This window comes from Curtobacterium sp. MCBD17_013 (assembly GCF_003234565.1).
Taxonomy (GTDB): Bacteria; Actinomycetota; Actinomycetes; order Actinomycetales; family Microbacteriaceae; genus Curtobacterium.
Window position 1 is genome coordinate 1 of the sequence record NZ_QKTU01000030.1, and the last position, 10,198, is coordinate 10,198.

8 protein-coding genes are annotated in these 10,198 nt (G+C 73.2%); 5 read left to right on the forward strand and 3 right to left on the reverse strand.

What is annotated here, in order from left to right:
- The first annotated feature begins 376 nt into the window (after positions 1 to 376).
- Entirely contained in the window at positions 377 to 1,174 is a 798-nt protein-coding gene (locus tag DEI81_RS15640; protein ID WP_111011656.1) for an HAD-IIA family hydrolase, read from the forward strand.
- A gap of 52 nt (positions 1,175 to 1,226) precedes the next feature.
- Here DEI81_RS15640 and DEI81_RS15645 read toward each other — a convergent pair whose 3' ends face one another.
- The gene (locus DEI81_RS15645; protein WP_111011657.1) at positions 1,227 to 2,174 is read right to left on the reverse strand and encodes a CPBP family intramembrane glutamic endopeptidase; all 948 of its coding nucleotides are present in this window, start codon (positions 2,172 to 2,174) and stop codon (positions 1,227 to 1,229) included.
- Positions 2,175 to 2,269: 95 nt separating this feature from the next.
- Between DEI81_RS15645 and DEI81_RS15650 the strand changes: the two genes are divergently transcribed.
- Together DEI81_RS15650 and DEI81_RS15655 are read left to right on the forward strand one after the other, a co-directional pair.
- Positions 2,270 to 3,331: a sodium:calcium antiporter gene (locus tag DEI81_RS15650; protein WP_111011658.1), complete on the forward strand. Its 1,062-nt coding sequence runs from the start codon at positions 2,270 to 2,272 to the stop codon at positions 3,329 to 3,331.
- Positions 3,332 to 3,384: 53 nt separating this feature from the next.
- The gene (locus tag DEI81_RS15655) at positions 3,385 to 4,332 is read left to right on the forward strand and encodes an aldo/keto reductase (RefSeq protein ID WP_111011659.1); all 948 of its coding nucleotides are present in this window, start codon (positions 3,385 to 3,387) and stop codon (positions 4,330 to 4,332) included.
- A 200-nt stretch (positions 4,333 to 4,532) separates the two neighbouring features.
- Here DEI81_RS15655 and DEI81_RS15660 read toward each other — a convergent pair whose 3' ends face one another.
- Positions 4,533 to 6,599 (reverse strand): septum formation family protein, encoded by a 2,067-nt coding sequence (locus DEI81_RS15660; RefSeq protein ID WP_111011660.1) that lies wholly within the window; start codon positions 6,597 to 6,599, stop codon positions 4,533 to 4,535.
- A gap of 347 nt (positions 6,600 to 6,946) precedes the next feature.
- Positions 6,947 to 7,498, reverse strand: a complete 552-nt coding sequence (gene pyrE, locus DEI81_RS15665) for an orotate phosphoribosyltransferase (protein ID WP_111011661.1) — start codon at positions 7,496 to 7,498, stop codon at positions 6,947 to 6,949.
- A gap of 101 nt (positions 7,499 to 7,599) precedes the next feature.
- On the opposite strand from pyrE, the gene DEI81_RS15670 reads away from it, so the two are divergent.
- Entirely contained in the window at positions 7,600 to 9,249 is a 1,650-nt protein-coding gene (locus tag DEI81_RS15670) for a hypothetical protein (RefSeq protein ID WP_111011662.1), read from the forward strand.
- 51 nt (positions 9,250 to 9,300) lie between these two features.
- Positions 9,301 to 10,065: an aminoglycoside 3'-phosphotransferase gene (locus DEI81_RS15675; protein WP_258368801.1), complete on the forward strand. Its 765-nt coding sequence runs from the start codon at positions 9,301 to 9,303 to the stop codon at positions 10,063 to 10,065.
- Positions 10,066 to 10,198 lie beyond the last annotated feature (133 nt).

The window sequence follows — 10,198 nt, forward strand, 5'->3', positions numbered from 1 at the left end:
CGTCGCAGCCTCGACCACCCGTCGGGCTCACGGTTGCCTGTGGGCGGAGTGCCAGCCCGGCCACCTGGTGAGGGATCGAGCACGTGGACCCGAGCCGCACCTCCCGGCCGGACGGGGACGTCGGGTGCCGGGGCGTCGTCGGTCACCAGTCGAGGATACGGCGGCCGGGAGGCACGGGTCCGGTCCGCGTGCGCGGTCCCGCACCGAGCGGGCGGCCGGGAGGTGCGGCTCGGGTCCACGTGCTCGATCCCTCACCAGGTGGCCGGGCTGGCACTCCGCCCACAGGCAACCGTGAGCCCGACGGGTGGTCGAGGCTGCGACGGTATGGTGAAGCGGCCCGCTGGGCGGCGGGACCGGACTCCGACGAGAGGGACGCATGGGATCGCGCGACGAGGTCGAGGCGTGGCTCACCGACATGGACGGCGTGCTCGTACACGAGAACCAGGCGCTGCCCGGCGCTCCCGAGCTCATCCAGCAGTGGCTCGACACCGGGACGCCGTTCCTCGTGCTGACGAACAACTCGATCTTCACGCCGCGTGACCTCAGCGCGCGCCTCCGACGGTCCGGTCTGAGTGTGCCGGAGGACCGCATCTGGACCTCGGCGCTGGCGACGGCCGACTTCTGCGCGTCGCAGATGCCCGGCGGTTCCGCGTTCGTGATCGGTGAGGCCGGCATGACGACCGCCCTGCACGAAGCCGGGTTCATCATGACCGAGACCGCGCCCGACTACGTCGTCGTCGGCGAGACCCGGAACTACTCGTTCGAGGCGATCACGAAGGCCGTGCGACTCATCCGCGACGGCGCCCGGTTCATCGTCACGAACCCGGACGCCACCGGTCCGAGCGCCGAGGGCGTCCTGCCCGCGACGGGCGCCATCGCCGCGATGATCTCGAAGGCCACGGGCAAGGAGCCCTACGTGGTCGGCAAACCCAACCCGATGATGTTCCGCTCGGCGATGAACCGCATCGGGGCGCACTCCGAGAACACGGGGATGATCGGCGACCGGATGGACACCGACATCGTGGCGGGCATCGAGGCCGGGCTGCACACCATCCTGGTGATGAGCGGCATCAGCGACATGTCCGAGGTCGAGCGGTACCCGTTCCGTCCGAACGAGATCCTGTCGGGCGTGCACGAGCTCGTGACGCAGACCCCGTACGAAGTGGAGATGTAGGGGCTGCTCAGGTGGTTCCCCCGCGTCCGCGCCTCCGGGAGGGCCGTCACAGCTACCCCAGGGCCACCGGCTCGGCGTCGGACGCGGGACCCGACGGCGGCGGCCCCTCGGACATCGGACCCGGCGGCGGCGGCCCATCGGCGGCGTGCGGTGAGACGGCCGCCGGGACCTCGAACGCCGAGCGTGGTGGAACGTGCTTCCAGCGCTGCGCGAGGCGCCGGGGCCGATCGGTGTGCAGCGCGACGAACGCGGCAGCGACGACGCCGAACACGAGGATCCCGAAGGTCAGCAGCCCGAGGAACCCGACGACGGGCAGCGGCACACTCGTTCCCGCGGCTCCGGCACCGATCACGCCGAAGTCCCAGACCGCGTGCAACAGCATCGGCACGAGCAGGGTCCGGGTGAGCCGCCGCGCGATGTACAGCACGGACCCGAACGCGGCCGCGAACACCACCTGTTCGATCGTGGTCCCGAGGCCCTGTCCGGCGAGGGCGTTGAGCAGGTGCAGGCAGCCGAACACCGCCGAGGACACCATCCACACCCAGAGTTCCGGCAGGCGACGGCGGAGCCCGACGAGCAGGACGCCGCGGGCCATGGTCTCCTCGAAGAACCCGACGAGCAGCGTCGCCAGTCCGAGCAGCAGGAAGTAGGCGAGGGGGCGGCCGTTCCAGGCGACGGTGGCGAGCCTCCCGGCCTCGATGAGCAGGATGACGATCGGCGCAACGGCCGCCCATCCGGGGGCTCCGCGACGCAGGTCGATCGTGCCGATGCGCCACCAACCGAGCCCCGTCACGACGAGGGCGAGCGCGACGGCGGCGATCGCCTCGGGCACGAGCAGGGCGGTGACGACGCTCGGGATCGTCAGGCCGACCCGCTCGTAGTCGTCACCGGGCCGGGCACGGATGACCTCGATCGTCGCGAACGCCACGACCGGCGCGATGCCGACCAGGAGGGACGGGGGGACGCGCGGACGCCTGCGCTCCGTCGACCGTTCGCGCACGCCGCTCCCCCGCTCCGGGCGTCCGGGCGCGCCCTGCAGGGAGCGTACATCGCCGCTCCGGAACCGCGTCGGCTCCCGGAGGGTTCGATGGAACCATGGCGTCCCTCCCGTTCTGGCTGCTCGTGCTCGTGTTCGTGGCGGGGTCCGCCGTCATCTGGGTGGCGGGCATCCAGCTGTCGAAGACCACCGACGTGCTCGACGACCGGCTGCACCTCGGGAGCGCGCTCGGGGGCCTCATCGTGCTCGCCCTCGCGACGAACCTGCCCGAGATCGCGATCACGGTGAGCGCCGCGTTCTCCGGCTCGATCGAGGTCGCGGCCGGGAACATCCTCGGCGGCATCGCGCTGCAGACCGTCGTCATCATGATCATCGACGCGTTCGGCAAGCGCGGGAAGGGCGTCAAGCCGATCACCTACCGTGCCGCGTCGCTCGGACTCGTGCTCGAGGCGATCGTCGTCGTCGCCGTGCTCGCGGTCGTCATCGCAGGGAGCCAGCTGCCCTCGAACCTGCTGTTCGCCCGGCTGACCCCGGACGTGGTCCTCATCGCCGCGATCTGGGTCGTCGGCCTGCTCCTCGTCCAGCGGGCGAGCAAGAGCCTGCCGTGGCACGACAACGGCACGGCCCCCGACAGCTCGCCGCACGCGACCGGGCACCGCCGCTCCAAGCCGAAGCCGCCGCCGATGGGCACCGCGAAGGCCGCGGTCATCTTCGCGGTGTCGGCCGCGGCGACGCTCGTCGCCGGTGTCGCGGTGGAGCAGGCGGGCGATGCGGCCTCGGGGCAGATCGGCCTGTCGGGCGTGCTGTTCGGCGCGACCGTCCTGGCCCTGGCGACGAGCCTGCCGGAGATCTCCACGGGCCTCCAGGCCGTCAGGCAGGGCGACGACAACCTGGCGATCAGCGACATCTTCGGCGGGAACGCGTTCCTGCCGGTGCTGTTCCTCGTCGCGACCGTGATCAGCGGCAAGGCGGTGCTGCCGCAGGCGAACGCGAGCGACATCTACCTGACGGCGATCGCCGCGCTGCTCACCCTCGTCTACGCGGTCGGGCTCGTGTTCCGGCCGCAGAAGCGGATCATCGGCATGGGGATCGACTCGTTCGTCGTGCTCGTGCTGTACCTGATCGGGGTGGGCGGACTCATCGCGATCTCCGTCGGCTGAGGATCCGTACCGGTCCCGGAGCGACTCGGAGGCCGGAGGCATAGCCTCGCGGCATGACCCGCATCGGCACCAGTGACCTCCACGTCTTCCCCCTCGCCCTCGGCGGCAACGTCTTCGGTTGGACCGCGGACGAGCAGACCTCGCACGACGTCCTCAGCGCGTACGTCGACGGCGGCGGGAACTTCATCGACACCGCCGACGTCTACTCGGCGTGGGCCCCGGGCAACTCGGGTGGTGAGTCCGAGACCGTCATCGGATCGTGGCTCGCGGCGGCGGGCAAGCGCGACGACGTCGTGATCGCGACGAAGGGCTCGCAGCACCCGGAGTACCAGGGCCTCGCAGCGGACACCGTCGCCGCGGCCGCCCGTGCCTCGCTGCAGCGCCTCGGCACCGACCGCATCGACCTCTACTACGCGCACTTCGACGACCAGGACACCCCGCTCGAGGAGACCGTCCGCGCGTTCGACCAGCTCGTCAAGGACGGCATCGTCCGCTACACCGCGATCTCGAACTACTCCGTCGACCGCGCCCGCGAGTGGATTCGGATCGCACAGGAGAACGGCCTCGCCGAGCCGGTCGCGATCCAGCCGCACTACAACCTCGTCAAGCGGCAGCCGTACGAAGCCGAGCTCGCACCGTTCGTGCACGAGACCCACCTGGGCGTCGTGCCGTACTTCGCGCTCGCCGCCGGGTTCCTCACGGGCAAGTACCGCACTCGCGAGGACATCGCGGGCAAGGACCGCCAGGGGCAGCTCGAGGGGTACTTCTCGGACGAGGGGTTGCGCGTGGTCGACGCCCTCGCCTCGGTCGCCGAGGCGCACGACGCCCCGATCGCGTCGGTCGCGCTCGCCTGGCTGCAGACGCGACCGGACGTCGTCGCGCCGATCGCGAGCGCCCGGAACCTCGAGCAGCTGCCGGCGCTCCTCCGGTCCGCCGAGCTCGTGCTGACGGCCGACGAGATCGCCGCGCTCAGCGACGCGTCGGCCGCCGTGCCCGCCTGACCCGGGACCGATCGGACGACGGACGGGAGGCACGGTACCAGCGGGTGCCGCGCCTCCCGTCCGTCGTGTCGGACGTCCGGAGGGTCGGTGCGAGCGGGTGCCGCGCCTCCCGTCCGTCGTGTCGGAGGTCCGGAGGGTCGGTGCGAGCGGGTGCCGCGCCTCCCGTCCGGCGCGCGGGGGCAGCGCGGCGGCGACCGCGGTCAGGCCGAGGGCGCGAGCGAACTCGTCAGTGGCTGTCCCGACGACCGCGAGGCGAAGCAGTAGTAGTAGCGGTCGCCCGCGTTCCACTCGCTCTCGTCCGCCGGGTACGCGCCCTGGACCTGTAGGTCCGTGTAGGCGGCCGCGGCGCCGAGGTCGATCGCACTGGTCGCGCTGCACAGTTCGGTCATCTGACCGCGTAATGCGTCGGGCCCGGGGTAGCTGGACTGGGTCAGCGTGCCGCGGAACGTCATCTGCGCAGCGTGGGCGGCCGAGCAGTCGACGACCGTGAAGATCTGTGCCCACGCGTTCTCGTACGGTGACAGGCACTCGCCGCCCGCGAGGTCGCGCCACGAGTGCTGCCCCACCGACGCCGCCGTGGTGGCGAACACCGCCGTGGCCGAAGGAGCCGGCGCGGGCGTCGAGGACGTCGACCGGGTCGACGCCGCGGCCGGTGACCGTGACGGCTTCGACGACGACGTGGAGGACGGAGCCGGCGCCGGCTGGTTCTGCGGGTCGCCGCCGAGGATCCACCGCACGACGAGGAACACGAGCACGAGCAACACGATGATGATCGCGATCGCGCCGTACACGAGCAGCTGCTTGCCCCGACGACCCTGCGCGGCGAGGCGCCCGAAGCCCTCGTTGAGGAGGTTGTCGCCACGGCCGTCACGACGCCCGACCGGCACGGCACCACGAGCGCTCTGACCCGGGAGCACCGAGCCGGCGGAAGGACCGGCGCCGGCCGGAGCGGCACCAGGAGCGCCGGTCGGAGGAGCACCGGGAGCACCGACGACGGGCATCATCCGCGTGCCCGTGTCCCCCGCGCGCCCGGCGGCGGAGTCGGCGTGGTCGTCGCCGAGGGCAGCGTCGTCCTCGACCCCGTCGACGGCGCGGAGTGCGCCCGTCCCGAACAGCGCGTTGATCGCCCGGGTGTCACTGGTCTCGCGGCCGTCCCACTCGGTCTGGTCGACGACGTCCGCGGGTCCGGTCTCGACGACGTCCGCGGGGCCGGTCTCGGGCGCCCAGGCGATCGTCTCCGGCTGTCGCTCGGGACGGGGACGGCCGTCGTCCGGCACGTGCGCCGAGCGGTCGGTGCCGAGCAACGCGTCGAGGTCCTGGCCGACGGCCGGAGGCAGGTGGGCCGGGTAGACCTGCTCGGGGTGGGCCGGGTCCACGGGCGACACCAGGGGCGGCGCGGCCGTGGGTGGGAGCGGATCGGCGGCGCGCGAGGGGCTCTCGGGCACGACTGCGGGGCCGGTCTCGGGCTGCGCCCACCAGGGCAGCGCAGCGGTGGGGGTGTCGACGCCGGAGTCGTCCGTGTCGCGTTCGGCGGCGTCTGCCGTGTCGACGACGGGGTCCGCGGTGTCGGATCCCGCAGGGACGCCCTCGGGGGCGTCGTGCTGCGCCGGGATGGCCGCCGTGACCTCGGAGTGCGCGGACTGCGCGGAGCCCGCCTCGGCGGCGTCCGATCCCGCATCGTCGTCCGACAGGGACCAACGCGTCGGCCGGGAGCCCGCTGCGGGGGCAGGGACGGCAGCGGCAGGAACGGGAGCAGCGGAGGCAGCAAGGGCAGCTGCAGGTCCGTCGACGACCGCGGCACGGCTCGCCTCGGCGTCGACATCACCAGCACGGTCAGCACGGTCAGCGCCGTCGGCATCACCGGCATCGGCGTCGCGGTCGGCGTTCGTGCCCTCGTCGTCGGCACCACCGAGCGCGGCCCAGTCGAAGCGCGAGTCGTGGTCGGACGTTCCGGCGCCCGCTGCCTCGTCGCCCGGCAGGCGCAGCAGGTCGGTGAAGCTCGGCCGCTCCTCGCCGCGGGGCAACCGGGCGCGGACGCCCGCGACGGGCGGCTCCGTCGGTGCGGCCGCGGGCGGGATCACGTCGTCGCGCTCCGACGGGAGGCTCGGGGCCACCCCCGTCGCTCGGCCGAGCCAGTCGACGTCCTCTCGGCCGGTGCCGTGCGGGTCGACCCGACGGCGCTCCTCGTCGATCGCGCGGATCTCCTCGGCGCGCTGATCCCGAGTGGACCGTGCCGTGGGCAGCTGCAGGGAGCTCGGGTGGGACACCGCCCGGGCAGGGGTCGCAGGTGCAGCGGGCGGCTCCGGCGCAGCAGGCGGCTCTGGGGCAGCAGGCGGCTCCGGCACAGCAGACGGGTCCACGGGCGGCAGCTCCGGCGGGACCTGCGCGGTCGGCGGCAATGGCGTCACCTCGCCCGACTCGGCGGCACGCTCGGCGGCTCGGCGCTCGCGGCGGGTCGGCCAGTTGTCAGGGAGCTTCGCCTCGCCGAAGATCGACGACGCGCTGCGGAGACCGCTCGGCGGGACGGGGCGCGCGGCGGCGCGAGCGTCGTCATCCGACCGGACAGCATCGTCCGGACGCGGTTCCTCGGGCTCGCCGTCGGTGGGACGTCCGCTCACGGGGCCAGCCCGAGGTCGGCCAGTCCGATCGCCGCGTAGTAGGGGTACCCGGCACGCTCGATGGCTTCCTTCGCGCCGGTGTCACGGTCGACCACGACGGCGACGGCGGCGATGATGGCGCCTTCGCGCTCGAGCGCCTCGGCGGCCTTGAGCGGGGAGCCACCCGTGGTCGAGGTGTCCTCGAGCACGACGACGCGCTTGCCCCGCACGTCGGGGCCCTCGACCTGCCGGCCGCGGCCGTGGTCCTTCGGCTCCTTGCGGACGACGAACGCGTCGTAGGCCTGGCCCCGGGCCGCGGCCTGGTGCAGCACCGCGGTGGCGATCGGGTCGGCGCCCATGGTCAGTCCGCCGACCGCGACGACGTCGGGGACCTCGGCGACGAGGTCCGTCATCACCTGGCCGATGAGCGGCGCGACCCGGTGGTCGAGGCTGACCTTGCGCAGGTCGATGTAGTACGTCGCCTTCTTGCCGCTGGTCAACGTGAAGTCGCCGTGGAACACGGCCTCGTCCCGGATGTGGGCGATCAGCTGGCTACGCGCGTCGGTCACGATCCACCACAGTATCCGCTCCCCCTCGGGGATCCCAGCCCACCGACGAGGCCTGTGGACAGCGCTCCTGGCGGGTCAGCGCCTCCCGGTACGCTCCGGACATGGCCCAGGCGACCCGACCCCGCGCGCTCCTGCGTGTGCTCGGGGCCGAGGCCCTCGGTGCCGCGATGGCCCTCGCGCTCGCGCTCGCCGCACTCCGGCACGTGCTCGCCACCGACCGCGTCCGGCTGCTCTGGTACGACGGCGACTCGGTGCTCCTCCCCCTGGTCGAACGCTCGCTCCGGCTGGGACAGTCGTTCGAGTGGGCGATGTCGCCCACGCTGTTCTTCTTCCCCGAGATCCCGGTGTACCTGGCGTGCGCCGCGCTGACGTCCACGCCGCAACAGGCACTCGCGCTGAACGGCCTGCTCGTGGTCGTGGCGGTGTACGTCCTCGTGCGGGCGGTCGCCGCGCAGGTGATGCCCGAGGCGCCCCGTGCGGTCCGCGTCACCGTCGCGGTCGGCGCCCTCGGCGTCGTGACGTTGCTCGTCCTCACGGAGTCCTCCGGGACGGCGTCGAGTCTCGAACTCGCGTCGCTCCTCCTGACGACGACGTACTACTACGGCGCGGTGCTCGCGATGCTCGGCACGGCCGCGCTGGCGTTGCGGGTGGTGCGCACGGCCTCCCTGCCGGTGCCGCGCACGTCGTGGGCCGCGTTGGCCGTCACGACGCTCGTGGCGGCGTCCAGCACGGCGTCGGACCCGCTGTACGTGCCGTGGTCCGCGGCGCCCGTGATCGTGACGGTGGGGTTGCTCGCCCTGGCCCGGCGTCTGCCCTGGCGTGTGGTGTCGGGGCTCGGCGTCGCGCTGGCCGGTGGGTCCGCGCTGGGGTACCTGCTCCGGATCCCGCTCGCGCCGTTCGTGTCGCTCGACCCGTCGACGTACATCCACCCGGGTGGCGCGGGCACGACGCTCTCGTACTTCGCGGCGCTGACGGACGAGCGCGCCGGCGCGGGCCTCGGCGAGGTCGAGCTCGTGCTGCTGCTCGTGCTGTTCCTCGCCTCCCTCGGCGGCACGGTGTGGGCCTGGCGCGTCCGGAGCTCCCGGACGGTGCTCGTGGCGTCGGCGCTCGGCATGGTGACCGTCGTCGCCGTCTCCGTCGGCGTCGTGCTCGCGGGCTCGTCCACGCCGCGCTACCTCGAGCCGATCGTCACCGCGCCGCTCATCGGGCTCGTCGCGGTCGCGGAGCTGGCCCGGACGGCGATCCGGCGAACGCGCCTCCACACCGCTGGTCGCGGACTCCGTCTGATCGCCGTGGCCGCCACCGTCGCGCTGCTCGCGGTGGGCGGGGCGGTCGCGCCGTCGACCGTGGAGGCCGTGGTCACCGCCTCCTACGCGCCCGCCTCGTGCCTGGACCGGTGGGTCGGCGGTCGCGGGGTCGTCGGCGTCGGACAGTTCTGGACGGTCCGACCGCTCGCCGCGTACGGGGACGAGGGCGTGCGACTGCTCCAGGTCCGCGACGACTTCACGACCTACCCGTGGCTCGTGGACCTCGCCGCCTACCGCGACGCCCGTCCGACCTACGTCGTCATCGGGTCGCAGGACGTCTGGACCACCCCGGTGCAGGACGCCCTCGGCGATCCCTCGGCGATCGTGCACTGCCCCGGCTACGACATCTACGACTACGCCGGCACGTCGGGCGCCGCGACGTTACGTCACGACGTCGTCTCGACCGCGCAGGAGTTCATCGAGGAGCGCGGGTTCGGCGGGTAGACCTCGACCCGTGCGCTGGCGTCGCCCGCCCAGAGCGACGAGGATCGGTCCGTGCTGCCGATCGCCGGACTCCCCCAGGGCCACGTCGACGTCCCCGAGTGCGTCTCGGCCCTGGCCGCCGGACGGACGATCACCGCGGTGTGGCGCAACGACCTCGACGGCCGCACGTTCCGACTCGGCGAGGGACCCGCGGCCGAGTACGTCAAGTGGGCACCCCACGGTGTGCGACTCGACCTGCTCGGCGAGATCGCGCGGCTCTCGTGGGCGGGGTCGTACACGCCGGTGCCGCGCGTGGTCGACCACGGCGAGGACCCGGACGGCCGCTGGCTCCGGACGGTCGCGCTCCCGGGTCGGAGTGCGGTCGACCCTCGGTTCCAGGCCGATCCCCGGCCCGCGGTGATCGCCGCCGGCCATGGACTCCGCGCCCTGCACGACGCCCTCCCGGTGGCCGACTGTCCGTTCGAGTGGTCGGTCACGCAGCGCATCGCCCGCTCCGGTGCCGACGACGACACGGTGGCGGCGCTCGGTGCCCGTCCGGAGCCGGACCGGATCGTGGTGTGCCACGGGGACCCGTGCACCCCGAACACGATCGTGGGCGAGGACGGGCAGTGGGTCGGCCACGTCGACCTCGACACCCTCGGCATCGCGGATCGGTGGGCGGACATCGCCGTGGCGACCATGGCCCTCGGGTGGAACTTCGGCGACGGGTGGGAGTCCCTGTTCCTCGACGCGTACGGCATCGCGCCCGACCCCGAGCGCACCCGCTGGTACCGGACGCTGTGGAACCTCGGCGACGGGGCGCTGCCGCGCGACTGAGTGGCGCCCGGCGCACGTCGAACCGCGTCCTTCCGTTCGAACACCCACATGCCGCGGTTCTATGGGAAGGACCCGGTGCGACACGACCCCCGGCCGACGCACCCCCGGTGCCACACGACCCCCGGCCGACGCA

What these genes read in the sequence shown, in the direction of transcription:
- DEI81_RS15640 (WP_111011656.1), top strand. Translation starts at nt 377, where the DNA reads ATGGGATCGCGCGACGAGGTCGAGGCGTGGCTCACCGACATGGACGGC.
- DEI81_RS15650 (WP_111011658.1), top strand. Translation starts at nt 2,270, where the DNA reads ATGGCGTCCCTCCCGTTCTGGCTGCTCGTGCTCGTGTTCGTGGCGGGG.
- DEI81_RS15655 (WP_111011659.1), top strand. Translation starts at nt 3,385, where the DNA reads ATGACCCGCATCGGCACCAGTGACCTCCACGTCTTCCCCCTCGCCCTC.
- DEI81_RS15670 (WP_111011662.1), top strand. Translation starts at nt 7,600, where the DNA reads ATGGCCCAGGCGACCCGACCCCGCGCGCTCCTGCGTGTGCTCGGGGCC.